General features: G+C 66.4%; 22 protein-coding genes. 12 read left to right on the forward strand and 10 right to left on the reverse strand.

What is annotated here, in order from left to right:
• Nucleotides 1-31: 31 nt before the first annotated feature.
• The 5 genes from QW861_RS14335 to QW861_RS14355 are packed head-to-tail and all read left to right on the forward strand — an operon-like array spanning nt 32 to nt 5420.
• Entirely contained in the window at nt 32-1669 is a 1638-nt protein-coding gene (locus QW861_RS14335; RefSeq protein WP_315714271.1) for an ABC transporter substrate-binding protein, read from the forward strand.
• A gap of 4 nt (nt 1670-1673) precedes the next feature.
• On the forward strand, nt 1674-2648 hold the full coding sequence (locus tag QW861_RS14340; RefSeq protein WP_316172605.1) for an ABC transporter ATP-binding protein: 975 nt from the start codon (nt 1674-1676) through the stop codon (nt 2646-2648).
• Nucleotides 2645-3637 (forward strand): oligopeptide/dipeptide ABC transporter ATP-binding protein, encoded by a 993-nt coding sequence (locus QW861_RS14345; RefSeq protein WP_316172546.1) that lies wholly within the window; start codon nt 2645-2647, stop codon nt 3635-3637. Before QW861_RS14340 ends, QW861_RS14345 begins: the two co-directional genes overlap by 4 nt.
• Entirely contained in the window at nt 3637-4566 is a 930-nt protein-coding gene (locus tag QW861_RS14350; RefSeq protein WP_315714392.1) for an ABC transporter permease, read from the forward strand. The genes QW861_RS14345 and QW861_RS14350 overlap by 1 nt, the downstream gene beginning before the upstream one ends.
• Nucleotides 4563-5420 (forward strand): ABC transporter permease, encoded by an 858-nt coding sequence (locus QW861_RS14355; protein ID WP_316172547.1) that lies wholly within the window; start codon nt 4563-4565, stop codon nt 5418-5420. The genes QW861_RS14350 and QW861_RS14355 overlap by 4 nt, the downstream gene beginning before the upstream one ends.
• A 277-nt stretch (nt 5421-5697) precedes the next feature.
• On the opposite strand, the gene QW861_RS14360 is transcribed toward QW861_RS14355, so the two are convergent.
• A complete protein-coding gene (locus QW861_RS14360) occupies nt 5698-6597 on the reverse strand; it encodes an NAD(P)/FAD-dependent oxidoreductase (protein WP_316172548.1) in 900 nt (299 codons plus the stop codon).
• A 245-nt stretch (nt 6598-6842) separates the two neighbouring features.
• Here QW861_RS14360 and QW861_RS14365 point away from each other — a divergent pair, with 245 nt between their 5' ends.
• Nucleotides 6843-7004, forward strand: coding sequence for a hypothetical protein (locus QW861_RS14365; RefSeq protein WP_315714266.1), 162 nt, complete (start codon nt 6843-6845; stop codon nt 7002-7004).
• Nucleotides 7005-7216: 212 nt separating this feature from the next.
• On the opposite strand, the gene QW861_RS14370 is transcribed toward QW861_RS14365, so the two are convergent.
• Genes QW861_RS14370 through QW861_RS14390 form a run of 5 tightly spaced genes read right to left on the reverse strand, consistent with a single transcriptional unit; the run spans nt 7217 to nt 12620 of the window.
• On the reverse strand, nt 7217-8704 hold the full coding sequence (locus tag QW861_RS14370; protein WP_316172550.1) for an ABC transporter substrate-binding protein: 1488 nt from the start codon (nt 8702-8704) through the stop codon (nt 7217-7219).
• A 34-nt stretch (nt 8705-8738) separates the two neighbouring features.
• On the reverse strand, nt 8739-9791 hold the full coding sequence (locus QW861_RS14375; RefSeq protein ID WP_316172551.1) for an oligopeptide/dipeptide ABC transporter ATP-binding protein: 1053 nt from the start codon (nt 9789-9791) through the stop codon (nt 8739-8741).
• The gene (locus QW861_RS14380; RefSeq protein WP_315714263.1) at nt 9788-10798 is read right to left on the reverse strand and encodes an ABC transporter ATP-binding protein; all 1011 of its coding nucleotides are present in this window, start codon (nt 10796-10798) and stop codon (nt 9788-9790) included. The genes QW861_RS14375 and QW861_RS14380 overlap by 4 nt, the downstream gene beginning before the upstream one ends.
• Nucleotides 10795-11661 (reverse strand): ABC transporter permease, encoded by an 867-nt coding sequence (locus QW861_RS14385; RefSeq protein ID WP_316172552.1) that lies wholly within the window; start codon nt 11659-11661, stop codon nt 10795-10797. Before QW861_RS14385 ends, QW861_RS14380 begins: the two co-directional genes overlap by 4 nt.
• Before the next feature lie 8 nt (nt 11662-11669).
• The gene (locus tag QW861_RS14390) at nt 11670-12620 is read right to left on the reverse strand and encodes an ABC transporter permease (protein ID WP_316172553.1); all 951 of its coding nucleotides are present in this window, start codon (nt 12618-12620) and stop codon (nt 11670-11672) included.
• A 212-nt stretch (nt 12621-12832) separates the two neighbouring features.
• On the opposite strand from QW861_RS14390, the gene QW861_RS14395 reads away from it, so the two are divergent.
• Genes QW861_RS14395 through QW861_RS14405 form a run of 3 tightly spaced genes read left to right on the forward strand, consistent with a single transcriptional unit; the run spans nt 12833 to nt 16113 of the window.
• Nucleotides 12833-14185 carry a GH1 family beta-glucosidase gene (locus QW861_RS14395; protein WP_316172606.1) on the forward strand — a complete coding sequence of 451 codons (1353 nt, stop codon included), beginning with the start codon at nt 12833-12835 and terminating at the stop codon, nt 14183-14185.
• A gap of 2 nt (nt 14186-14187) precedes the next feature.
• Nucleotides 14188-15168, forward strand: a complete 981-nt coding sequence (glk, locus tag QW861_RS14400) for a glucokinase (protein ID WP_315827713.1) — start codon at nt 14188-14190, stop codon at nt 15166-15168.
• A 6-nt stretch (nt 15169-15174) separates the two neighbouring features.
• Nucleotides 15175-16113, forward strand: a complete 939-nt coding sequence (locus QW861_RS14405; RefSeq protein WP_315827712.1) for a 1-phosphofructokinase family hexose kinase — start codon at nt 15175-15177, stop codon at nt 16111-16113.
• Here QW861_RS14405 and QW861_RS14410 read toward each other — a convergent pair.
• The gene (locus QW861_RS14410) at nt 16073-17200 is read right to left on the reverse strand and encodes an SbmA/BacA-like family transporter (RefSeq protein WP_315714258.1); all 1128 of its coding nucleotides are present in this window, start codon (nt 17198-17200) and stop codon (nt 16073-16075) included. The genes QW861_RS14405 and QW861_RS14410 overlap by 41 nt on opposite strands.
• A gap of 174 nt (nt 17201-17374) precedes the next feature.
• On the opposite strand from QW861_RS14410, the gene ppsA reads away from it, so the two are divergent.
• A complete protein-coding gene (ppsA, locus tag QW861_RS14415) occupies nt 17375-19828 on the forward strand; it encodes a phosphoenolpyruvate synthase (protein ID WP_316193205.1) in 2454 nt (817 codons plus the stop codon).
• Between the two features lie 13 nt (nt 19829-19841).
• Here ppsA and QW861_RS14420 read toward each other — a convergent pair whose 3' ends face one another.
• On the reverse strand, nt 19842-21275 hold the full coding sequence (locus QW861_RS14420) for a lysophospholipase (protein ID WP_316172555.1): 1434 nt from the start codon (nt 21273-21275) through the stop codon (nt 19842-19844).
• A gap of 224 nt (nt 21276-21499) precedes the next feature.
• Complete coding sequence (locus tag QW861_RS14425; protein WP_316172556.1) at nt 21500-22525, reverse strand: histone deacetylase family protein; 1026 nt, start codon at nt 22523-22525, stop codon at nt 21500-21502.
• Nucleotides 22526-22975: 450 nt separating this feature from the next.
• Here QW861_RS14425 and QW861_RS14430 point away from each other — a divergent pair, with 450 nt between their 5' ends.
• Nucleotides 22976-24313, forward strand: coding sequence for an MFS transporter (locus tag QW861_RS14430; RefSeq protein ID WP_315714254.1), 1338 nt, complete (start codon nt 22976-22978; stop codon nt 24311-24313).
• Between the two features lie 414 nt (nt 24314-24727).
• Here the strand turns inward: QW861_RS14430 and QW861_RS14435 are convergent, their stop codons facing one another.
• Entirely contained in the window at nt 24728-25141 is a 414-nt protein-coding gene (locus QW861_RS14435; RefSeq protein ID WP_315827709.1) for a hypothetical protein, read from the reverse strand.
• A 108-nt stretch (nt 25142-25249) separates the two neighbouring features.
• On the opposite strand from QW861_RS14435, the gene QW861_RS14440 reads away from it, so the two are divergent.
• Nucleotides 25250-26185, forward strand: a complete 936-nt coding sequence (locus tag QW861_RS14440; protein WP_316172557.1) for a LysR family transcriptional regulator — start codon at nt 25250-25252, stop codon at nt 26183-26185.
• The last annotated feature ends 142 nt before the right edge of the window (nt 26186-26327 follow it).

Here is a 26327-nt window from a genome sequence, read left to right on the forward strand (position 1 = left end):
CCTGACAACCTCGCACCCTAGAGAGATTGCCATGACCAAGCTCACCCGCCGCGGCCTGCTCGGCGCCGGCGCCGCGATCGGCGGCAGCTTCATCCTGCCGCGCGTGTCGATCGCGCAGGGAGACAACCGACCCTCGGTCACCATCGCCGTGCAGAAGGTGACCAATTCGAACGTGCTCGACGTGCTGCGCGAGCAGTCCAATGTCGGCGAGCGCGTGTTCTACTCGTCGCTGTGGGAAAGCCTGATCTCGAAGAACTTCCGCGGCAATCTCGAAGCCGTCCCCGGCCTCGCCACCGAGTGGAAGCGCATCGACGACCAGACCGTCGAATTGAAGCTGCGCCAGGGCGTCAAGTTCCACAATGGCGACGAGATGACGTCCGAGGACGTCGTGTTCTCGTTCAGCCGCGAGCGCATGTTCGGCGACAGCGAGGCCAAGAGCCGCACCACCATCAAGGCCTTCGAGAAGATCCCGACGCCGCGCCCGGGCAAGGAGCTGCCGCCGGACGTGATTGGCGTCGCGCGCCGGATGTGGCCGGATCTGGTTCGCGTCGACGCCGTCGACAAATACACCGTGCGCTTCGTCAACGCGACGCCCGACGTGACCATCGAAGGCCGCCTGATGCGCTATGGCTCCGACATCATGAGCCGGCGCGGCTGGGAGGAAGCGGCGAGCTATCTCGACTGGGCGCGCAAGCCGATCACGACGGGTCCCTACAAGATCGTCGAGTTCAAGCCGGACGTGTCGCTGACGCTCGAAGCCCATGACGAATATTGGGGCGGCCGTCCGCCGCTGAAGCGCATCCGATTCCTGGAAGTGCCGGAGGTCGCGAGCCGCATCAACGGGCTTCTGTCTGGCGAATATCAGTTCGCCTGCGACATCCCGCCGGACCAGATCGCCGGCATCGAGAAGAACGCGGCGTTCGAGGTCCAGGGCGGCACCATCCTCAATCACCGTCTCACCGTGTTCGACAAGAACCACCCGCAGCTCGCCAATCCGCTGGTGCGCCGCGCCTTCACCCATGCGATCGACCGCCAGGCCATCGTCGACAGCCTGTGGGCCGGCCGCACCCGGGTGCCGAAGGGCCTGCAGTGGGAATTCTACGGCGACATGTTCATCGCCGACTGGAGCGTGCCGGCATTCGATCCGAAGCTGGCACAGGACCTGCTCAAGCAGGCCGGCTACAAGGGTGACCCGATCCCGTATCGACTGCTCAACAACTACTACACCAACCAGGTCGCGACCGCGCAGGTGCTGGTCGAGATGTGGCAGGCGGTCGGCCTCAACGTTCAGATCGAGACCAAGGAGAACTGGTCCCAGATTCTCGAGCGCGCTCCGACCCGCGCGGTGCGCGACTGGTCCAACTCGGCCGCGTTCAACGATCCCGTCTCCTCGCTCGTCGCCCAGCATGGCCCCAACGGCCAGCAGCAGCAGGTCGGCGAATGGAGCAATGACGAGCTCAATCGTCTTTCCGAATTCCTGGAGACCTCGACCGATCGCGAGGCGCGCAAGAAGGCGTTCCGCCGCATGCTGGAGATCGCCGAGCGCGAGGACCCCGCCTACACGGTGCTGCACCAGAACGCGACCTTCACCGCCAAGCCGAAGTCGATCAAGTGGAAGGCCTCGCCGGCCTTCGCGATGGACTTCCGCACCGGCAACTACGGTGCGTGACGCCGTGGCGCCGCTGGTCAGCATCTCCGAACTGAAGGTCGCCTTCGACGGCACGCCGGTGCTGCACGGCATCGATCTCGACGTCGGCAGGGGCGAGGCCATCGGCCTCGTCGGCGAGTCCGGATCCGGCAAGTCGGTGACGTGGCTCGCGGCGCTGGGTCTCCTGCCCTGCAAGGCGAAAGTATCAGGCTCGGCCAGGCTCGAAGGCCGCGAACTGCTCGGCGCTGACGGCAAGGTGCTCGACCAGGTGCGCGGCCGCCGCATCGCGATGATCTTCCAGGATCCCGCCAGCGCGCTCAATCCGGTGCTCACGATCCGGCGCCAGTTGTGCGAAAGCCTCGCGCTGCACCGCGGGCTGCGCGGCGAGGCTGCGCGGGCCGAGGCGCTCAGGCTGCTCGATCTCGTCGGCATCCCCGATGCGGCACGCCGGCTGTCCGCCTATCCGCACGAGTTCTCCGGCGGCCAAGTCCAGCGCATCATGATCGCAATGGCGCTGGCCGGACAGCCCGAGCTGCTGATCGCCGACGAGCCCACCACCGCGCTCGACGCCACCATCCAGGCGCAGATCCTCGATCTGCTGTCGGCCATCCGGCGCGAGTTCAACATGGCGATGGTCCTGATCAGCCATGACCTCGGCGTCGTCGCGGAGAATTGCGACCGCGTCTGCGTGATGTATGCCGGCCGCATCGTCGAGCGCGCGCCCGCGGCGCGGCTGTTCGATGATCCCTGGCACCCTTATGCGCAGGGCCTGATCGGCGCGCTGCCGCCGCTCGATGGCATCAGGCGGCGGCTGCAGGCCATTCCCGGAACGGTGCCTGATCCGCGCGCGCTGCCCAGCGGCTGCGCCTTCGCGCCGCGCTGCACGTTTGCCGGCGACGGCTGCCATGCCGGCGTGCCGCCGCTGGCGCCGGTCGAGCCGGACCGCGCGGTGGCCTGCCTGCGGCCGCAGCGCCTGCCGATGGAGCTCGCCGCCGAATGACAGCGCCGCTGGTCGAGGTCCAGGCGATCTCGCGCACCTATCGGATGAGGACCGGCCTGTTCGGACGCGCCGCATCCGTCCACGCCGTCGACGGCCTGAGCTTCTCGATCCAGAAGGGCGAGACGCTCGGTATCGTCGGCGAGTCCGGCTCCGGCAAATCCACCACCGGACGCATGGTGCTCGGTCTCGAGCCGCCCGACCGCGGCAGTGTGCGCTTCGACGGCGCCCCGATCGCAGCACCAGGCTCGGCGGCGTGGCGCGCCCAGCGCGCGCGCATGCAGATGATCTTCCAGGATCCGCTCGGCGCGCTCGATCGACGACTTCCCGTTGCCGCGCAGATCCGCGAGCCGCTCGACATCCACGACATCGGCACGGCCGCCGAGCGCGACGCGCGCGTGCATGAGCTGCTCCAGGCTGTCGATCTCAACGACGGCCATGGCGCCCGCTATCCCGGCGCGCTGTCGGGCGGTCAGCGCCAGCGCATCGTGCTCGCCCGTGCGCTGGCGACCAAGCCCGACTTCCTCGTCTGCGACGAACCGGTCAGCGCGCTCGACGTCTCGATCCAGGCGCAGGTGGTGAACCTGCTGGTCGATCTCCAGGCCCGGCTCGGTCTGACGATGCTGTTCATCAGCCATGATCTGCGCGTCGTCCGGCAGATCAGCAGCAAGGTGGCCGTGATGTATCTCGGCCGCATCGTCGAATATGGCGATGCCGACGACCTGTTCGCGCGGCCGCAACATCCCTACACGCAGGCGCTGGTGTCCGCTTCCCCTGCTCCGGGACGCCGCAGCACCAGCCGCATCGTACTGACGGGCGACCCGCCGAATCCGGCGGCGCGCCCCGCCGGCTGTGCCTTCCACCCGCGCTGCAGCCACGCGACCGCCCGCTGCGCCAACGAGTTGCCCGCGCTCGCCGCCCTGGATCGGCAGCGCCAGGTGGCCTGTCATCTCGTTTCGGGGCCGCAGTCGCAGACCGAGGTCGCCGCGTGATGCTGCGCTATTTCGCCATCCGCCTGGCGCGCGCGCTGCTGACCATCGCGCTCGTCGTCACCTTCGCCTTCATCGTGCTCCGGCTGTCGGGCGATCCCGCGCTGATGATCATGGGGCCCGAGGCGCCGCCCGAGGTCATCGCCGCCTTCCGCAAGGCGTGGGGTCTCGATCATCCGATCTGGATGCAGTATCTCGACTACTTCAAGGCGATCGGCCAGGGCGAGCTCGGACGCTCGATGCGCGACGGCCGGCCCGCGATCCAGCTCGTCATCGAGCGCATCCCCGCGACCTTGGCGCTGACCATTCCGGCGTTCCTGCTGAAAGTGCTGCTCGGCATTCCCGCCGGCATCTACGCCGCGCTGCATCGGGGATCGGCGATCGACCGCGCCGTGATGATCACGGCGGTGGCGGGCTTCACGGTGCCGAGCTTCGTGCTGGCCCTGATCCTGGTGCTGATCTTCGCCGTGCAGCTCGGCTGGCTGCCGTCGGGCGGACAGGACTCGTGGCGGCACGCCATCCTGCCGATCGTGACGCTCGGCTTCGGCGGCGCCGCGGTGCTGGCGCGGTTCACGCGCAGCGCCATGCTGGAAATTCTCGGCCAGCCCTACATCAGAACGGCGTCGGCCAAGGGCGTGCCGTGGCGCCGGGTGATCACGGATCACGCGCTGCCCAACGCGGCGATCCCCACCGTCACCATTCTCGGCTTCATGGTCGGCAGCCTGATCGCCGGCGCGGTCGTCGTCGAGAGCGTGTTCTCCTGGCCCGGCGTCGGCCGTCTCCTGGTCGTCGCCGTCGCCAACCGCGACCTCGCGGTCGTGCAATGCATCCTGCTGCTGGTGGCGATGACCATGGTCACGTCGAACCTGATGGTGGATTTCCTCTACGGCCTGCTGGATCCGCGGCTGCGTAGCAAGGGAGCCGAGGCATGACCGACCTTGCATTGAAATCGCCTGCCGCGCGGCGGCTGTGCTGGCCGAACATTCCCGTCTCCGTGACCATCGCAGTCGGCTGGATCGTCGCGATGCTGCTGCTGGCGATCTTCGCCGATCAGCTCGCGCCGCATGGCTTCACCAAATTCGATCTGCGCAATCGCCTGTCGCTGCCGGGCAGCCCGGCGCATTGGCTCGGCACCGACGAGCTCGGTCGCGACGTGCTGTCGCGTCTGATCGTGTCGATCCGGATTTCGCTCTTGATCGCGTTCGGCGCGACCGCGATCTCCGCCATCGCCGGCACCACGCTCGGCTTTCTCGCCGCGCATTTCCGCGGCCTGGTCGAGCAGGCCGTGCTGATGCTGGCGGACTTCCAGGCCAGCATGCCGTTCCTGATTCTGGCGCTCGCCGTGCTCGCCTTCTTCGGCAACTCGCTGCCGCTCTTGATCGGGTTGATGGGCCTGTTCGGCTGGGAGCGCTATGCGCGCATCGCGCGCGGCCTCGCCATCTCCGCCAATGCACAAGGCTATGCCGCCGCCGTCCGACAGCTCGGCGCAACGCCGCAGCGCGTCTATCTCAGGCACATCCTGCCGAACATCGCCTCGACCCTCATCGTGTCGATGACGCTGGTGTTTCCCGAAGTCATCCTGCTGGAGTCCGGTCTCTCCTTCCTCGGCCTCGGCGTGCAGCCGCCGATGACGAGCCTTGGCAACATGGTCGGCTATGGCCGCGAATATCTGACGCGTGCACCATGGATCATGCTGGCACCGGCGATCACCATCGTGGTGACGACGCTCGCCGTCTCGGTGATCGGCGACTGGCTGCGCGACCGGCTCGATCCGACGCTGCAATAGCCTCGATCAGCGACGAGCCTCGTGACTCGCCGCGGCACTATGCTCGCAGATGATCAGGGCATGCCCCGCCTGCTCGCCCGCCAGCGCCATCCATCTCGACGCCTGCTGCAACCAAAGATCGCGGCGAGCCGGATCGCGTTCGGCCTCCTCGCGACAGCTCAATGCCGCAGTCATGCACGCCGATCTTCTGTCCATGAATCATGGTCCGACACATCAACGAAAACGGCACCTACATATGATATCGCGACTTCCGGTTGTGATCAATTCCAGGCCTGCCTTACCCCGATGGATCCGCATGACGCATCGGCAATGAATGATGCGCGTGACAGGCGGCGACCGCGGCGTGGCCGAATGCCACCGCGATCTGATGCAGGTCGGTGACGACGTCGCCGATGCCATAGAGTCCCGCCACGCCGCAGCGCTGCTTGGCATCGACCTCGAGAAAGCCATCGGATGTATGCCGCGCGCCGAGCTTGATGGCGAGCTCGGAGCGGACATCGGCGCCCATCGCAGGATACACGATCTCGAACCGTTCGCTGCTGCCGTCGACGAATGACGCCTCGATCGCACCGTTTCGGCGCTGCAACGCATGAAGTTGCGGCGTCACCCGGACGCCGGCGGCGGCAAGCTCCTGCCGCTTCGCCGCATCCTGCTCATCATCGATCGGGATCAAGGTGACGTCCGAACTGTAGACGCGCATGAACAGCGCCTTACCAGCGGCGTGACCGAGCGCGCCCACGATCGCGATCTTGTGGTCGATGGTTTCAAAGCCGTCGCAGACCGGACAATAGCGCAGCTCGCCGTCACGGACCGCCACTCTCCAATCGGCGAGCGGCGTCTGCTTGTCGACGATACCCGTCGCGAGGATGACGCGCTGTGCCGCGACCGTACCGCGCTCGTGAGTGGCGACCAGATCTCCATCATGCGTCTCGAGAGCGCTCACCGTCCTCCGGACGATAGGAACGTGAAGTTCCTCGACCTGCCGCTGCATTCGTGCGAGCAGCTCGCTTCCGGGCACGCCGTTCGGGAACCCCGGCAGGTTGTGGCTCCGCGGAATCAGCGCTGCCCGCGATGCGCCGCCATCGACGACCACGACCTCACGCCGGAACCGGGCCAGGTAAATCGCGGCCATCAGTCCAGCTGGCCCGCCGCCTATGACGAGGACTTCGGTGCGCATTGCCGCCCTGCTCCAGTCTTGGCTCAAGCTGCATCGGAGCAGAAAGTTCTCGCGCGGAAAACATTTCGGCAAACGTATCGATGAAATCGACCCGGAACTCTCTGGAACACAAGTGGAACTTTTGCCACCGAGGGACGTTAACCTATGTCGCTGCCGCGGCGGAAAAGCCGTGCAAACTTGGCAGCGAGGGGATTTGTTGCGAGGGCGCGTGGATGCGATTTGTAAATTCGACTGATGAAAGCTTGATGGCGTACTACGAAAGTGTCCGAAAGCAGGTGGCCGCCGACAGCCGGATCGGAGGCCCCTACCGTTTGATCGGCGATCGGGCCAAGCAGTACGCGCAGGAGCTCCAGGCCGAGATGCGGCGGCGGCAGTTGCGCTTCACGCCGATCGATTGGCCGAACTGACTGGGCAAGGATCGTGGGGCTCACCTCAGCGCTCAAGTTGAAGTATTGCGTTCGACCAGACAGCGCGGCGGTCGTTATTGCGCCCTCTTCCCTTATGGGAGAGGGCAAGTAGGACAGAGTTTGCGGACAGGCTTGCGATGCCCTCTCCCACAAGGGGAGAGGGCGCTGTATTCTGCAGTGTCACCGCAAAGCCGTGCGAAACGGGGTCGTCATCATTCCCACGACCAGCTCGAGAAATCATTCTCGAACTGCGGCACGTCCTTCCAGACACCCTTGAGCTTCTTGTTGATGATTGTGATCCACTGCGGCTGGAACAGGAAGCCCGCAGCGGCATCGGTCGCCAGCATGCGCTGGGCATCGCCGAGCAGCTTGGCGCGCTCGGTCTCGTTCGGCGTATCGACGATCGACTGGTAGAGCTTGTCAAAGGCCTCGGACTGATAGCCGAAGTAGTAATTCTTGTCGGTGAACTTCACGAGATCGAACGGCTCGACATGCGAGACGATGGTCAGGTCGAAATCATGCGGTCCGTTGAAGACCTGTGACAGCCACGCCGCCCATTCGAGATTCTCGATCTTGGCGACGATGCCGACCTTGGCCAATTGAGCCGCGAGCACCTCACCGCCCTGGCGCGCATAGGCCGGCGGCGGCAGCCGCAGCGACAGTTGCAGCGGCGTGGTCACGCCGGCTTCGGCGAGCAGCTTCTTGGCCTTCTCCGGGTCGTAGGGATTGATGTCGGTGGTGTCGACATAGCCGAGCGAGCCCGGCACGTAGAAGCTGCCGATCGGCGTACCCAGGCCGTCGACGGCGCCTTCGACCATCGCCTTGCGATCGATCGCAGCAAGGATCGCGCGGCGGACGCGGACGTCGTCGAGCGGCTTCTTCTTGTTGTTGATGGTGACGATCGTCTTCGCCTTTGAGCCGCCGATCAGCACGGTGAAGCGCGGGTCGGACTTGAACTGCGCGATGGTGCGCGCCGTGGTGCCGCGCGGGAAGGCATCGACGTCACCCGACAACAGCGCAGCGACCTGCGCCGCCGGATCGGAGATGAAGCGGATCGTCACCTTGGACAGCTTCACGGCTGCGGCGTTGCGATAATCGGGCCATTTGTTCAAGGTCAGGGACGAGCCCTTGGCCCAGCTACCCAGCGTGTACGGCCCAGTACCGACCGGCTGCGTCGCGTTGGTCGGCGCGCTCTTCGGCTCGACGATCGAGGCGGTGGCCTGTCCGAGCAGGAACGGCAGGTTGGGCTCAGAATATTTCAGCTTGACGACGATGGTCTCCGCGTCGGGAGCCGTCACGGACTCCATCGACTGGAACAGCGCCTTGTCCTTGTTGGTGCTGTTGGCGGCGCCGGCGCGCTCGAACGAGAACTTCACCGCGGCGGAATCGAACGCCTCGCCGTTCTGGAATTTCACGCCCTTGGCGAGCTTGAACGTGTAGCTCTTCAGATCGGACGAGGCCTGCCAGCTCGAGGCCAGCAGCGGCGAGACCGAGCCGTCCTCGTTGATCTTGGTCAGCGTCTCATAGACGTTGTAGAGCGTCACCTCGGCGATGGCCGCCGCGGCCGCGCTGGTCGGATCGAGCCCCGGCGGCTCCAAGGTCATGCCGACAACGACGCTATCCTTCTTGCTCTGCGCGAGAGCCGGCGCGACGGCCGCAACGAGCGCGGCCATGGCGATGATCGATAGTTTCTTGAACATTGTTTGTTTCTCCCTGAGGAAGCCAAATTACGCGTCAAAGCGGCTTCGAGACAAGTGGCTGCAGTTCCGTTGCGACGAGCGCCGGCAGCGCCATTACGCTTTCCGCCCGATGGCAGGCAGCGGAATGCTGTCCGGTGAGCGCTCGCAACGCGGGGGCCGTCGCGCGGCACTGGGCATCGGCGAGCAGACAGCGCGGCGCGTAGGCGCATCCGGCCGCGCCGAGGGATTGCGAAGCGATCGCAACGCTCTCGCGACGGCGCCGGACCGCGCCGGCCTGGGCCCGCGGCACGGCGTCGAGGAGCGCCCGCGTGTAGGGATGCGCGCAACTTCCGAACAAGTCCTCCGGCCGCCCGCGCTCGACGATGCGGCCGAGATACATCACCGCAACCTCGTCGCAGAGATAGTCGACGACCGCGAGATCATGACTGATCAGCACGTAGCTCAGGCCGAACTGCTCCTGCAGATCCTGCATCAGGTTGAGAACCTGCGCCTGCACGGAGACATCCAGCGCCGACACCGGCTCGTCGGCGACGATCAGCTTCGGCTGGGTGATCAGGGCCCGCGCGATCGCGATGCGCTGGCGCTGCCCCCCGGAAAATTCATGCGGATATTTGTCCATGTCGGCATCGCGCAATCCGACCTGCCGCAGCACGCTCGCGACGCGCCTGCGGAGAGAATCGCGATCCGGGTGTTCGAGAGCGGTCAGCGGCTCGGCGACGATGCGCGCAATGGTCTGGCGCGGATCGAGTGATCCGTACGGATCCTGAAATACCATCTGGAAATCGCGGCGCGCCCGCCGCAGCTCATCCACCGGGAGGCGGTTGAGGTCGCGGCCCACCATCAGCACCGATCCCGCTGACGGCCGCTCCAGCGCCATGATCAGCCGCGCCAGGGTCGACTTGCCAGAGCCGGACTCGCCGACGATGCCGAGGCTCTTGCCCGCCTTCAACGACAGTGACACGCCGTTCAGCGCGAGCACCTCGCCGGGCGGCCGCAGCAGACTCTCGCGCGGCAGCGCGTAGCGCTGTACGAGATCCCTGACCTCGAGCAGCGGCGTCTCTGCAACTCCTTGCGCGGCGGTGCTCAAGCGACCACTCCCGCCGGATCACACGCGAGCGCGACGCCGGTCCGGATGCACCGGACGCCGTGCCCGGCGCCGATCTCGATCGACGGCGGCAGCGCCGTGCGACAGGCGTCGATCGCCAGCCCGCAGCGATCTGCGAACGGACAACCGGCCGGCAGATCGGCGAGCTCCGGCACGGTACCGGCGATGGTCGCAAGGCGCGTGCCCTTGCGGGCCCCGAGCCGCGGCCGCGCGCGGAACAGGCCCTGCGTGTAGGGATGCCCCATGCGCGAGAACACGGCGTCCGTGGTGCCGCTCTCGACCACCGTGCCGCCATACATCACGATCATGCGCTGGACGTTCTCGGCGATGACGCCAAGATCATGCGAGATCAAGATCATCGCCATGCCGCGCTCGGCGACCAGATCGGCGATGAGGTCGAGGATCTGGCGCTGGATGGTGACGTCGAGCGCAGTGGTCGGCTCGTCGGCGATCAGCACGTCGGGCTTGCAGGCGAGCGCCATCGCGATGGTGATGCGCTGGCGCTGGCCGCCGGAGAACTGGTGCGGATAGGCGCCGTAGCGTCGGGCGGGATCCGGCAGACCGACGCGGTCGAGGAGCGCGATCGCCTGTCGTTTCGCCTCGGTCGCCGTGCAGCCGATATGCCGCAGCAGCGGCTCGGCCACCTGATGACCGATCGTATGCATCGGGTTGAGCGCGGTCATCGGCTCCTGAAAGATCATGCTGATGCGGTTGCCGCGCAGCTTGCAGTAATCGGCATCACCGAGACCGACCAGCTCGCGGCCGTCGAGCGTGATGCTGCCGCTGACGACGGCGCTGTCAGGCAGAAGGCCAAGCAGAGCGAGCGCCGTGATCGACTTGCCGCAACCGGACTCGCCGACGATGCCGAGCGTCTCGCCGCGCCGGAGCGTGAAGGAGACCTCGCGCACGGCTTGCGCCGAGCCGCGGCTGGTATTGAGGCGGATGCCGAGACCCGACACATCGAGCAGAGGCTGATCGCCTACCGTCATCGCTGCCTCGCCAGCCGTGGGTCGAGCAGATCGCGCAGGCCGTCGCCGAGCAGGTTGAGGCCGAGCACCGCGAGCGCGATGGCGGCACCGGGATACACGGCGAGGCTCGGCGACTGGAACAACAGGGTCTGCGCATCGTTCAGCATGCGTCCCCAGGACGGCTGCGGCGGCTGCGTGCCGAGGCCCAGATAGGACAGCGCCGCTTCCGCCAGGATCGCCAGCGCGAACTGGATCGTCGCCTGCACGATCAGAATCGACAAGATGTTCGGCAGCACGTGCTCGATGGTGATGCGGAAGCGGCCCTTGCCGGCGGCGCGCGCAGCCAGGATGAACTCGCGCGCCCAGACCGCACCGGCGGAGCCGCGGGTGACGCGCACGAACACCGGGATCTGGAAGATGCCGATCGCGGTGATCGACGTCACCATGCCCGGCCCGATCACCGCCGCCAGCATGATCGCCGACAGCACCGCGGGAAAGGCGAAGGTGAAGTCGCTGAAGCGCATGATCAGTTCCTCGCTCCAGCCGCGCTGCGCGGCTGCGACCAGGCCAAGGCAGACGCCGCAGGTGAGACCGATGCCGACGGCGATGATGCCGACCAGAATGGTCGCGCGCGCACCCACCAGCAATAGCGAGACGATGTCGCGGCCGAGCACGTCGGTGCCCAGCCAATGCGCTGCTGATGGCGGCCGCAATTTGGACGCGACATCGATCTCATAGGCCGACCATGGCGTCCAGAGCAGCGACAGCAGCGCGGCGCCGAGCACCAGCAGACAGAGCAGCGCGCCGATCGTGAAGCTGCGATGGCGCAGCGCGCGGCGCCAGAACGCGTTGGACGCAGGCGCAGCGCCCGTTTGAACGACCACGGCGGAACTCACAGCTCGTGCACCTTGATGCGCGGATCGATCACCGCATACAGGACATCGACCACGAAGTTGACGATGATCACCATGGCCGCCAGCAGCATCACGCAGTTGCGCACCACGATCAGGTCGCGATTGGCGATCGACTGTAAGATGAGGCGCCCCAGGCCCGGGAGATAGAACACGTTCTCGATCACGATGGTGCCGGCGAGCAGGTTGGCGAATTGCAGCCCCATCACGGTGAGCACCGGGATCATGGCGTTGCGCAGCACGTGCTGCCACAGCACCTCGCGCTTCGTCAGGCCCTTGGCGCGCGCGGTGCGGACGAAATCCTCGCGCAGAACGTCGAGCACGGCCGAACGCGTCACCCGCGCCAGGATCGCGGCCTGCACCACTGCCAGCGCCACAGCGGGCAACAGCAGCGCGCGCAGACCGGGCCAGATGCCGTCCTCCCAGCCGGGAAAGCCGCCGGCCGACAGCCATTGCAGCTTCACCGCGAACAGGAGGATCAGCAGGATCGCGAACCAGAAGTTCGGCAAGGCGATGCCGATCTGGGTCAGCGACATGACGCCGACATCGCCGAGGCGGTTGTGATTGGCGGCCGTGTAGATGCCGGCCGCGAGCGCCAGCACGGTCGTGAGCCCCATCGCCAGGATCGCGAGCGGAATGGTCATCGCCAGCCGCTCGCGGATCAGTTCGGCCACCGGCGTGCCATAGGCGTAGCTGTTGCCGAGATCGCCGCTCAGCAGGCCGCCGATCCAGTGCAGGTAACGCAACGCCAGCGGCTGATCCAGCCCGAGCTTGACGGTCAGCGCCCTGACCGCATCCGGCGAGGCATCCGCGCCCATCAGCATCTGGGCGGCATTGCCCGGCAGCGCGTCGAGCACCAGGAATATGATCAGCGACGCGCCGACGAGGGTCGCCAGCAAGGTCAGGAAGCGCCGCAGCAGAAAAACGCTCATTCGCGCCGGGACTCCAGTTTTCGGCGGCCGCACGTTCCACAGCTTTCGGCTCCGATGCAAGCCCATTGCCTGCATGATTGCCATTGCCGGGCGGAGGCACCTTCGCACACCGCACCCGCCGGGGTATCGCCGGCTTGATCCCGGTCAACGGCGGAGCGCCGGCGACCGTCATCATGCGGCTGATCGCAACAACGCAAGGGCCCATCTCGATCATGACCATCCGTCCGAGCTTTCTCTGGGGCGCCTCGACCTCGGCCTTCCAGATCGAGGGCGCGGCGCACCTCGACGGCCGCGCCGACAGCATCTGGGATGTCTATCTGCGCGCCCCCGGCCGGGTGAGCCACAACGACACCGCCGAGACCGCCTGCGATCACTATCATCGCTACGCGGAGGACGTGGCGCTGATGCGCGATCTCGGCCTCAATGCCTATCGGTTCTCGATCGCCTGGCCGCGGCTGCTACCGCAAGGCCGCGGCGCGGCCAACGAAGCCGGCCTCGCCTTCTACGACCGCCTCATCGACGCCCTGCTTGCCGCTGAGATAGAGCCGTGGCTCTGTCTCTACCACTGGGACCTGCCGCAGGCGCTGGAGGCGCTCGGCGGCTGGCAGAACCGCGACATCGTCGGCTGGTTCGCCGACTATGCCGCGCTGGTCGCGCGGCGCTATGGCGACCGGGTCAAGCGCTTCGCCACCTTCAACGAGCCCTGCGTGTTCACGCTGTTCGGCTACGGCCTCGGCTGGCACGCGCCGGGGATCGCCGACGGAGCGGCCCTGCACAAGGCCATTCATCACGTCAATCTCAGCCATGGCCGCACCGTCGACGTGCTGCGCAGGGACGTGGCCGGCGCCTCGATCGGCGCCATCCACAATCGGCAGCCCTGCTACCCTGCGAGCGACGGTGCGGAGGACGCCGCGGCCGCCTTGCGGCTCGCCGCCTATTGGAACGATGCCTTCCCGTTTCCGCAGGCCTTTGCCTGCTACCCGCCGGAGCTCCAGGACGCCGTCGCGCCCTATATCGCACCCGGCGACATGGCGCAGATCGCGCGCCCCGTCGACTGGTTCGGGCTCAATCACTATTCGCCGCATTACATCAAGGCGGGCAGCAACCTGATGGGCGCCAGCTTCGGAGCGCCTCCCGCGGCAGTGCCGCGCAGCGCAATCGGCTGGCCCGTCGTGCCCGAGGCGTTCCGCGATACGCTCCTGGACATCCACAGCCGGTTCCGGCTTCCGATCTACGTGCTGGAGAACGGAACGGCGGCCAATGACACCGTCGATGCATCCGGCTGCATCCAGGACGACGGCAGGATCGGCTATCTCAAGGCCTATACGACCGCGATGGAACAGGCGATCGCGGCGGGCGCCGACGTGCGCGGCTATTTCGTCTGGTCGCTCCTGGATAATTTTGAATGGGGAGCGGGCTATTCGCAGCGCTTCGGCATTGTCTATGTCGATCGCGCCACCCAGCGCCGCATTCCCAAGGCGTCGGCGCGGTGGTATTCGAACATGATTGCCGCTCACCGGGTATCCGACGATCCCGCCGGGCGGCACAACCGGGCGGAAGAGTGAGGATGAGCGAACGCGTTCTTCTGGGTGACATCGGCGGCACCAATGCGCGGTTCGCGCTGCTTGACGGCCACGTCATCAGCGAGGTCGCGCATCTCAAGGTCGCCGACTTCCCGACCATCACGGACGCGATCACCGACTTCCTATTGCGACACGCCGCCGGCGGCCCGCCCACCGCAGCCGTGCTCGACATCGCCGGCCCGATCGAGCGCAATCGCGGCATGCTCACCAACTCGACCTGGGTGATCGACGGCGCCGAGCTGGCGGAGCGGTTCAAGCTGCGCTCGGCCAAGCTCCTGAACGATTTCGAGGCGGTCGGCTGGTCGCTGCCGGCGCTGCATCCCGACGACCTGTTTCCGCTTGGCGGAAGCGCCGCGGTCGACGGCGCGCCGATGCTGGTGATCGGCCCCGGCACCGGCTTCGGCGCCGCGTGCTATCTCCCGGCAGAAGGCCGTCCCACGGTTGCCGTGACCGAGGCCGGCCATGCCACGCTGCCGGCGACGACGGCGCGCGAGGCCGCCGTGCTCGCCAAGATGCGCGAGCGCTTCGGCCATGTCTCGATCGAGCGTGCGCTGTCGGGCATGGGCCTTTCGAACGTCTATCAGGCCATTGCCGCGGTCGACGGGGTCACGGTGCCGCCGCGCGATGCCGCAGCGATCACCCACGCCGCGCTGGACGGCAGTTGCGCCACCAGCCGCGCGACTCTCGACATGTTCTGCGCCTGGCTCGGTGCCGTCGCCGGCAACCTCGCGCTCACCTTCTGCGCCCGCGGCGGCGTCTACATCGCCGGCGGCATCCCGCCGCGGTTTCCCGACTACTTTGCCAGATCCGATTTCCGCCGGCAGTTCGAGGGCAAGGGGCGCTATGACAGCTATCTGCGTCCGATCCCGGTTCATCTCGTTATCAAGCCCGACATCAGCTTCCTCGGTCTCAAATCGTTCTTCGAGGCCGGCATCACCGCGAGCGGCGGCTCCCCGACCCACTGAGATCGAATGAGCGACATCGTCACGATCACGCCGAACCCGGCCGTCGACATCTCGACGACCGTCGAGAAAATCGTGCCGGTGGCCAAGCTGCGCGGCACGACGCAACAGCGAGATCCCGGTGGTGGCGGCATCAACGTCGCCCGTGTCATCGCCCGCCTCGGCGGCGACGTCACCGCGCTCTATCCGGTCGGCGGTCCGACCGGCCTGCTGCTGAAGCAGCTCGTCGAGAAGGAAGGCGTCGCCAGCCGCACCTGGGCGACGGCCGAGGACACGCGCGAGGACTTCTTCGTCCAGGAGCGCGTCAGCGGCCAGCCCTATCGCTTCATCCTGCCGGGTCCGACGCTGACCGAGGCCGAATGGCAGGCCGGCCTTGCCTTGCTCGCAGCCCAGGATCCGTTTCCCCGCTTCGTCGTCGGCAGCGGCAGCCTGCCGCGCGGCGTGCCGACCGACTTCTATGCGCGCGTTGCGACGCTTGCACGGTCACGCGGCGCGCAATTCGTGCTCGACACCTCGGGGCCAGCTTTGGCCGCGGCGGTAGCCGGCGGCATCGACCTGATGAAGCCGTCGCTGCACGAGATGCAAGAGCTGGTCGGCGGCGCGCTGCCCGATGCCACGGCGTGGGAGAAAGCCGCCCACGCGCTGGTCGCGAGCGGCAAGGCCGGCACCGTCGCGCTGACCATGGGTCATCTCGGCGCCCTGCTGGTCACCCGCGACCGCGTGCTGCGCGCTCAGCCGCTGACGATGGTGCCGGTCAACGCAGTCGGCGCCGGTGACAGTTTTCTCGGCGCATTGGTCGCGAAGCTCGCCGCGGGCGAGTTGCTGGACGACGCGTTTCGCTTTGCGGTCGCCGCAGGTGCCGCGGCGCTGCTGCGCACCGGCACCGCGCTGTCCGATCCCGCCGACGTCAGCCGTCTGCAGGCTGACGTGCGGCTTGAGACGGCGTGACATCGCTCGCCGCATCACCGTTGAGCCGATCGAGCGAGAGCAGCAACCCGCCGACGCGCTCCAGCGACGACATCCACTCTGCGAGGCGGTTGAAATTGTCCACCATCCAATTGAACGACCCCTGCACCAGCGTGAACGCAGCGGCTGCCTGGGTGAGTTCGCCCAGGGTCATCTGATCGCCGAGGAACTTCGGCGCGCACAGCACGAGGCCGATGATCGGCGCGAGCAGCGTATTCAGATGAGACACCAGGGTGTTGCGCATCAGCTGCCAGCACAGCCGCTTCCATTGCTGGATCGTGCGGTCGAGCGCCATCCACAGCCCGGCAACGACGCTGCGTTCTTCCTGCTTGGGCGCGATGCCTTCGCCGATGTCGCGCAAGTGATGGGCTGCGGTGATCAGCTCCGACTCGGCCTGGTTCTTGGTCTGGATGACGCGCGTGAGTGGCGAACCGACCCACAGCATGGCCCCGGTCACCAGCCCGGAATAGATGACGACGCTGACCACCAGGTAGCCTGGAATCCACAATTGGTGCCCGGCCACGGCAAAGCCGATGGATCCGCCGACCTGCCACAGCACCTGGACGAACACGACCGCCGTCAGCAGCGAGGAGATCACACTGACCACGAAGTCGATCGGTGCATCGGTGGCGATGCGGACATCCTCGGCAATACGATACTCCGGAATCTTCAGATCGCCCTGCACCGTCGCGAGCCGCGCATAGCGATCGTTCTCGACCCAGTAGTTGATCACCTTGGCGCTCAACCATTGCCGCCAGTTGCGTTGCATCACCATGCGGCCCCACACCGAGACGATCGCCAGCACGACGCTCGCCAGACAAAGCGGAATGAGCAGAACGGCCTGCTGCCGCAGCCGCGTCGGATCGCGGCCCTCCAATGCGTCGAAGAAATCCCTGTTCCAGTAATTGAACCGAAACTGCACGTAGAGCTGAAGCACCACGAGGACGATCAGGGCGACGCAGAGCAGCCAGACCCGCCATGCCGTCGATCCGAGCCAGAATTGCCGCGCCGTGAGCCAGAACCGCGACCATTCGCGATTGCCGTCCTCGTTCTCGTCGTCGGAGATCATTGGTGATCCGGATGGGTACGATTGATGGGTCTTAACAAACATCCTCGCCTATGGTGGAACCGTTGTCATCCCGCGATTTAAGGGGCTCGCGAAGCGCCTTGCTTGATCTTGCGCAAGGCAGTCGCCGCCCGCCGCGACAAACTGAAGTTCGCGCTGCGATGCGGGAGATCACCGATGACGGCACCCGGCTACATCCGCTGGTTCAAGGACCTTCGTATCGAGGACGTGCCCGGCGTCGGCGGCAAGACGGCCTCGCTCGGAGAGCTGTATTCGGCGCTGGCGTCGCAAGGCGTGCGCGTACCCAACGGCTTCGCACTGACGGCCGCCGCCTATCGCGACGCCTTGCGCGCGACCGGCGCCGACGACGCGCTGCGCAAGCTGCTCGCCGGCCTCGACAAGCGCCGCATCGCCGATCTCGCCAAACGCGCGGCGAAGGCGCGCGCGATCGTGTTCGCGGCGACCGACCGTGACGATCTACGCCACGAGGTCGCAGAGGCTTACAAGCAGCTGGAGCAGGAGTATGGCCGCGGCGTCGCGGTTGCCGTGCGCAGCTCGGCCACCGCCGAGGACCTGCCGAATGCGAGCTTCGCAGGCCAGCACGAGAGCTTTCTCAACATTCGCGGCGCCAAGGACCTGTTCGAGGCGTGCCGCCACTGCTTCGCCTCGCTCTATACGGACCGCGCGATCTCCTACCGCATCGACAACGGCTTCGACCACGACAAGGTCGCGCTGTCGGTGGCCGTGATGAAGATGGTGCGCTCGGACCGCGCCGCGAGCGGCGTGATGTTCTCGTTGGACACCGAGAGCGGCTTTCGCGACGTCGCCTTCATCACCGGGGTCTACGGCCTCGGCGAGACCATCGTGCAGGGCACGGTCGATCCGGACGAGTTCTACGTCCACAAGCCCACCTTCGCGGCCGGCTTCCGCAGCGTGCTGTCGCGCCGGCTCGGCGCCAAGGACAAGCGGATGGTCTATGCCAAAGCCAGCGCAAAGGCCGGCGCGCGCAGCCGTGGCCCGACGACGCGCACCGAGGCGACGCCGCCGGCTGACAGGGCGAAATTCTGCATCAGCGATGCCGACGTGCTGGAGCTCGCGCAGGCCACCATCGTAGTCGAGGAGCACTACTCGCAGAAGGCCGGCAGGCCGACGCCGATGGACATCGAATGGGCCAAGGACGGTCGCGACGGTGCGCTCTACATCATCCAGGCGCGGCCGGAGACGGTGGCCTCGCAGCGGCGGCCCGAGGCGATCGAGACCTACGTTCTGAAGAAGACCGGCAGAACGCTGGCAACCGGCCGCGCCGTGGGCGAAAAGATCGCCACCGGCAAGATCCGCTTGATCCGCACTCCCAAGGATCTGAACGCGTTCCGCCCCGGCGAGGTGCTGGTCGCCGCGTCGACCAGTCCGGACTGGGAGCCGGTGATGAAGACCGCGGCGGCGATCGTCACCGATCATGGCGGCCGCACCTGCCATGCCGCGATCGTCGCTCGCGAGCTCGGCGTGCCGGCCGTGGTCGGCACGGAGGATTTCAGCAAGCGCGCGAAGACCGGAACGACGGTCACTGTCTGCTGCGCGGAGGGCGACGCCGGCCATGTCTACGACGGCGCACTGCCGTTCGATGTCGAGCGCCTGGCGATCGACAGATTGGAGAAGCCGCGCACCGAGATCATGGTCAATCTCGGCAATCCCGAACTGGCCTTCAAGACCGCGCTGCTGCCGAACGATGGCGTCGGCCTCGCCCGCATGGAGTTCATCATCAACCAGGCGATCGGCATCCACCCGATGGCGCTGGCGACGCCCGCAAAGGTGACCGCGGCAAAGGACCGCGCGACGATCAAGCGCCTGACCGCGCGCTACAAGAAGCCCGCCGACTTCTTCGTCGAGCGGCTGTCGGAAGGCGTCGGCACCATCGCCGCGGCATTCTACCCGCGGCCGGTGATCGTGCGCCTCTCGGACTTCAAGACCAACGAATATGCCAGCCTGATCGGCGGCTCCGATTTCGAGCCGAAGGAAGAGAACCCCATGCTCGGCTTCCGCGGCGCCTCGCGCTATGCGCATCCCGCCTACGCCGCCGGTTTCGCGCTGGAATGCGCGGCGATGAAGCGCGTGCGCGACACGATGGGGCTCTCCAATCTGAAGATCATGATCCCGTTCTGCCGCCGGGTCGAGGAGGCACGCAAGGTGATCGCGGCGATGGCCGGGCATGGCCTCGTCAGAGGCGAAAACGGGCTCGAAATCTACATGATGTGCGAGATCCCGAACAACGTGATCCTGATCGATGAGTTCGCCAAACATTTCGACGGCTTCTCGATCGGCTCCAACGATCTCACCCAGCTCACGCTCGGCGTCGACCGCGACTCCGACATCGTCGCGTTCGATTTCGACGAGCGCGATCCCGGCCTGCTGGCGATGCTGCGGATGGCGGTGGAGGGCGCGCACCGCAACCATCGCCATGTCGGCATCTGCGGCGAGGCGCCGGCAAACTATCCGGAAGTCGCGCGCTATCTGGCCGAACTCGGCATCGATTCGATCAGCGTCAATCCGGCGAGCATCGTGCGCACCATGGAGATCGTCCGTACCGCTGAGCGGGAGCTCGCCTCGCGCACGCCGCAGGCGCTGGCGAGCTGATCATGGCCGAAGCTCAGGAGCTGGCCTTGAAGAAGTCCAGCACGGTCGAAGCGCCGCCGGTGACGTCGCCGCCGCCATACAGGCTTGCCAGGAACGTGCCGCGATGGCTGGCGCCGGTGACCGCGATGCCTTGCGCAAAGCGGCCGTCGGCCGCCAGCGGCATCTTGACGAGGCTCGGCGGCAGCGCCTCGTCGAGAAGACCGTAATAGAACCGCATCGGGGCGTCATAGTCCCAATAGGTCGAGCTATTGCCGGCCAGACGACGGAGGAAGCGGCTGTTGGTCTCGTGGGTGAAGCGCTCGAAGAAGCCGTCGACCAGCAGGTCCGAGGGCTGCGGCACCGACTTGCTGAACGCCTCGTCCATGCTGTAGTCGGCCCAGTATTTCTCGGCCAGCGCGAGGTGCTGCGGCTTGATCGCAGTCTTGAACAGGTCGCCGAGCCGGTAATACTGGCGATAGCTGCCCAGGAGGACGATGACGCAGGGCGTTATCCAGATCGGCTGCTTCGGATAGGTGCTGTCGGTCGACGCGCTGCCCGGTTGGGCCGACACCCAATAGCGCATCGAATCCGCAAGATTGTTGAACGGACTCTGCGTGGCGCTCGCCGCCACCGCGACGCGCCGCCGCTGCAGTTCCTGGCGCAGCCATTGCGTGTTCAAGGCACCCTGCGACCAGCCGTTCAGGAACAGCCCGGACTTTCGCAGGCGGAGATGATCGAGCGCGAGCAGACCCGCGCTCAGCACGTCCAGGCAGCACTGCACGGTCGCGTCCTTCACCGCATAGGCCTCGCCTCGCCCCTGGCGATACGGTCCCTTGCCGAGATAGTCGGCCGCGATCAACGCAAAGCCGTTGCCGACAAGGCGCTGGACGTTGAACAGCGTCTCGATCGAATCGACATTGTCGCGCGGCTCGTAGTTCGGATCGGCCAGCTTGACGAGATTGGACGGGACCTGGTCGAACGACAGGATGGTGCCGTGCTGCCACGACACGACCGGCAGTGCGCCCTTGTGATCGGCGGGCAGCGCGAGCAAGCCGCTGACCTTGACGCGCTCACCGGTGCCGGGAATGCGCGTGTAGGTCGTCAGCCGACGCAGTTCGACGTCGACCCGCGCCCCGTGCTTGTCGGCCGAGAATGGCGGCAAGATATTGTGCTCATTGAAGACGGCGTGGAGCTTCGCTGCGAGCGCATCGAGCCGATCCTTGCTGATGCGCACCGGCTGGCCGAGGCTTGCGCCGTCACGTGGCTGCGCGACAGCCGGGCCGGCGGAGAACGACAATGCCGCAGCGCCGAAGCCAAGGCCGGCTGAGGCCAGCAGCCTTCGGCGGGATGGCCGGCCGGCCGAGGCTGCAGAGCTGAGCTCCGGCCCGGTCGGCTTGGACTTCGGCGGAGCCAACGCCTCTTCGGATCCCGTGACCAGGGTCTCCAGGCCGATCATTCGCCGCTTCATCACGTCCCTCCGAGCCGCCTACAGCCGAGGGTAGTTCACAAAGCCTAGCACTTGCTAAATGGTGCAGCAATTGGAGCCGGATGTTTCGACGGTCGCCTGCACCGTCGAGCCTCGAGTGGTCGCGTCGCGGCTCGCCTCCACACGTCAGATGCCGCCATGCGAATGATTTGCGATGGCGTTCTGGGGTACACACCAAGAAGAGATCGCGAGGAAGAGATGATGGCCTACCGCGCGGCCTCGAAACCTCCGAGCACTGCGGTCAGGTTCTGCCCAAGAATGTCCGAGAGATAGCCGCCCTCCTGCACGAACACCGTGGGAAGGCCGAGCCGCGCGATCGCGCCGCCGATGCGACGGAAACCCGGCGTCGTCACGGAGAGCCCCTTGAGCGGATCGTGCTCGGAGGCATCGAGACCGAGCGCCACCACGAGCGCGCCGGGCGCGAACGCATGAATCGTCTTGGCCGCGGTCTCGAACGCCTTGAGATAGGTGTCGTCGCCGCTCTTCAGCGGCAGCGGAATGTTGAGGTTGGCGCCAAGCCCCGCGCCTGCGCCGCGCTCATACGCATAGCCCCAGACGAACGGGTAGTAATGCGTGGGGTCGGCGTGGATCGAGATGGTGAGCACGTCGGGCCGCTCGTAGAAGATGCCCTGCGTGCCGTTGCCGTGATGGACGTCGACGTCGAGGATGGCGACGCGCTCGTAGCGCTGACGCAGATGCGCGGCCGCGATGGCGGAGTTGTTCAAGAAGCAGAAGCCCGAGGCCATGTCTCGATAGGCATGGTGGCCCGGCGGCCGGCACAGCGCGTACACCGCATCCTCGCCATCGAGCAGCAGTTGCGCCGCGGTCGCAGCCACGTCGGTCGCGGCGCAGGCGCCTTCCCACGTCCCCGGCCCGATCGGCGCCGAGGTATCGGTCGTGTGCCAGCCCAGCCGCCCGACGATGTGCGTCGGATAGGTGGCGGCATTGCGAACGGGATGGATGTTCGGGATCATCTCCGCACCGGCATCGCCGAGCGCGGCCCAAGCGTCCCAAGCCTCTTCCAGGAAACTGAGGTATTCCGGACTGTGCACGCGCGCGCGAGCTTCCTGGCCGAAATGAAGCGGCGCGACCACCTCGTGATGGCCGGCCTTCAATCCCGCAAGCAGACGATCCGCCCGCTCGGGCTGCTCGGTGGTGCGCTTGACGACGCCGCGCACCAGATAGAATTGCGGATCATGGCTGCGATGCAGCTCGGTGTAGACGGCCTTCACGCGCAGTGGCTCCTGTTCGCTTGCACCGACGATTGTGCACGCAGTCGCAGCCGATACAAGCACAGATGGTTCGCACGTCCGTTGGTCCGTGCCCGCAGCTTCCAACCGGCGGAACGGAACGCTGCGCCTCGCATCTTGCCGGCAGCGGGTTCGCCGGGATCCGGGCGATCTGGCGCGAAGCGCGGTGGACGTGAGGAGAGATCCGCATGCTGGCGATTGCCGCGACGGCCGTCGGAATGCGCGACGAAATCTGCAAAACCTCGACGTGCAAGCCTGATCGGCTCATGCGTCGCACGCCGCGGCTGCTCAGGAAAGAGCGCCTTTGTCCGGCATGGAGACCCCGGGATTGATCCAAAATTTGGATCGATCGATACAGGCTTCGGTTTGGACCCCGGCCCTCCCTCTCCTCTAGGACAGTCATCGAGGAACGTGACAAGAGAGGTGGAGCGCATGAGCGCAATCGTAACCACGGCCGAATTGCGCCGATCGCGCGTGCGGCTATTCATCGTGACCATGCTGTTCCTGGTCACGACCGTGAACTACGCCGACCGGGCGACCTTGTCGATCGCAGGACCTTCGCTGTCCAAGGAGCTGCATCTCGATCCCGTCGCGATGGGCTATGTGTTCTCCGCCTTCGGCTGGTCCTATGTGCTCGCGCAGGTGCCGGGCGGCTGGCTGCTCGACCGCTTCGGTTCGCGCTGGGTCTATGCCTGCAGCATCGTGATCTGGTCGATCTTCACCATGATGCAGGGCTGGATCGGCTTCTTCTCCGGCGCCGCCGCGGTCACCGCGCTGTTCGCGCTGCGCTTCCTGGTCGGTCTCGCCGAAGCGCCGAGCTTCCCGGCCAATGCCCGCATCGTCGCCGCCTGGTTTCCGAGCAACGAGCGCGGCACGGCGTCGGCGTTCTTCAACTCGGGCCAGTATTTCGCGACAGTGATCTTCGCACCGCTGATGGGCTGGATCGCGCATGAATTCGGCTGGCGCCACGTCTTCACCGTGATGGGCGCGCTCGGCATTCTCATGGGCCTAATGTGGATCAGGACCATGTACGGACCGAAGGAGCACGCGAGCGTCAACCAGGCCGAGCTCGACTACATCAAGGACGGCGGCGCGCTGGTCGACATGGAAGGCGCGAAAGACGCCAAGGCCAGCTCCGGTGGTCCGACCTGGTCGCATATCGGGCAGTTGCTGTCGAACCGCATGATGCTCGGCGTCTATATCGGCCAGTACTGCATCAACACGCTGACCTATTTCTTCCTGACCTGGTTCCCGGTCTATCTCGTCAAGGAGCGCGGCCTCTCGATCCTGCAGGCCGGCTTCGTCGCCACCCTGCCGGCGCTGTGCGGCTTCATCGGCGGCGTGCTCGGCGGTTTCATCTCCGACGCCATCCTGCGCAAGACGGGATCGCTGACACTCGCCCGCAAGATCCCGATTGTCGGCGGCATGCTGCTGTCGATGGCGATCATCGGCTGCAACTATGTCGACGGCCAGGCGCTGGTGGTCGGCCTGATGGCGCTGGCGTTCTTCGGCAAGGGCATCGGCGCGCTCGGCTGGGCGGTCGTCTCCGACACCTCGCCGAAGGAAGCCGGCGGCGTCTCCGGCGGCCTGTTCAACACCTTCGGCAACCTCTCCAGCATCACGACGCCGATCGTGATCGGCTACATCCTGTCGGCCACCGGCTCCTTCAACGGCGCGCTGGTGTTCGTCGGCCTCAACGCCCTGGTCGCGGCGTGTGCCTACTTGCTGATCGTCGGCAAGATCCAGCGCGTCCAGCTCCGAACCTCCTGAGCACCACGATCAGCGTCGCGTGGTCTCGACTCCAACGGCGGCCCCCCGGCCGCCGTTTTTTTGTCGGCGCCTCGCCGCCATTCCAGGGCGACGCGCGACAGCCATCAGAAGCAACCCGGACCCGTGGAAACGGACACGGTCTCACCATCTCAACCCGCCGATCAGCGGACAGACATGTCGAGCCCAGCAAAAAGGGAACGCGGGGAACATTGATAGCAGGGGTCCGCGACATCGCTAGACCCACTATTTCGGAAGCCCTGTTTTCTTATCGGCGGGTAGCCCAAATGCCGATGGACAAGTCCAAATCCCGGGGCCCGCGACACCAATTCTTGCGATCGGTGGAACGGTTTCCCGGGCTCGTCGGAGCGTCACGCTTGGTTAAGGCAAATGCATGAGGCCGCCGCCTCAAGGCGTTCACATCGCCTTGGCGAGCGCGAACAACCGGAAATCCTCGAGCGCCGCGTGCCGATGCGGAGCGACTTCGCGCTGGTAGGTCTCGGTGTCGACGATCGAGCGGAAGGCGGCGAAATCGCCGTATTCATTGATCGCCGCTTCGTCCCAGCGTTCGCCTTGCGGGCCGACCAGGCTCGCCAGAACCGGCCCGGAAAACATCCGCACCAGCGGCTTACCGGCTGCGAGACGCCGGAAGGCCGGTCTATAGCGTTCGTTAAAGGCTTCGCGGCCCGAACAGGGCGCGGCGTCGAAGCCGTCCTCGTAACGCGCATACGCGCGGTAGCGCAACAGATTGAGCATGTAGACCGGCTGGCCGGGGGGAATCGCGCGCTCGGCGACGTCGAGGGCTTGCAGCGTGATTTCGATGGGGTGCATGGGACTTCTCGCGGTTTCTAGCGGCGCAGCATGCGCGCTGACGCTCCCCATTTGGCCCATCGGAACGGTCTCTTGTAGCGACCACGCCGCCATGACTATGTGGACTGGATGTCCACAACGGCCTTGCCTCCCGACCTCTCGCGCCTCCTCGCCTTCGTCCGCGTCGTCGAGGCGGGCTCCTTCGCCGAAGCCGCGCGGCGGGCGGGGACGACCACCTCGGCGATGTCCAAGGCGGTCGCCCGCCTCGAACAGGCTCGCGGAATACGGCTTTTGCATCGCACGACCCACTCGCTGGCGCTGACCGAAGAGGGCGAGCGGCTGATGGCAGCGGGACGCGCGCTGGCCGACAGTCTCGATCGCGTCCAATCCGCGCTCAGCGAAGCCGCGCGTAACGATGGCGGACGGGTGCGAGTGACCGCCCCCGCCTCGTTCGCGCGTGCCTGCATCCTGCCGCGACTGCCTGCGTTCCTGCGGGAGCGGCCCGAAATCGAGATCGAGATCAAATTCCGCAACGAGATTCTTGATCTCGCGGCGGAAGGCGTCGACATCGCCATCCGCTCAGGACCCCTCGATCGCGCGCCCGGTCATCTGGCGCGGCGGCTTTGCACGTTCTCCTGGATCGCTTGCGCCTCGCCCGCCTATCTGAACGCGCGCGGTGCGCCGGCGACTCCATACGAGCTTTCCGAACATGACCACGTCGGCTTCCGCAATCCCGCGAGCGGGCAGATCCTGACCTGGCGCTTCACCGACCCGCGCGGCAAAAAACTCGTTCGCGTCGCGCCCAAGCCCAAGCACATTTGTGACGACGCGCACGCTTCGGTCGCTTTGATCGCGAATGGGTTCGGCATTGGCTGGGGCCCGGCATGGCTCGTCCACGACGACTTGCGCACAGGTCGGCTCGTCGAAGTGCTTGAGCCGTGGCGCGCGCCGGCGGAGCCCCTATGGATGCTGCGCACCTCGAACCGCCGGCCGCCGCTGCGCACGCAGCGCGTCATGGCGTTCCTCGCTACGCTTCCCGCCGCGTTCAGCGACAAATCGGGATGAGGCGTCGGCCGTCAGCTGGGCTCTGCGGTCGGCGCGTCGGACGCCAGCCGGCTTGGGAGGGGAAATCGGGGACAGACCACGATTTCCCCGGCTTCCTGGGCTTCCGCCTTGGCGCGGTCAGCAATCTGCAGCACGCCGGCAA

It is taken from the genome of Bradyrhizobium sp. SZCCHNRI1029 (assembly GCF_032487555.1).
GTDB lineage: Bacteria > Pseudomonadota > Alphaproteobacteria > Rhizobiales > Xanthobacteraceae > Bradyrhizobium.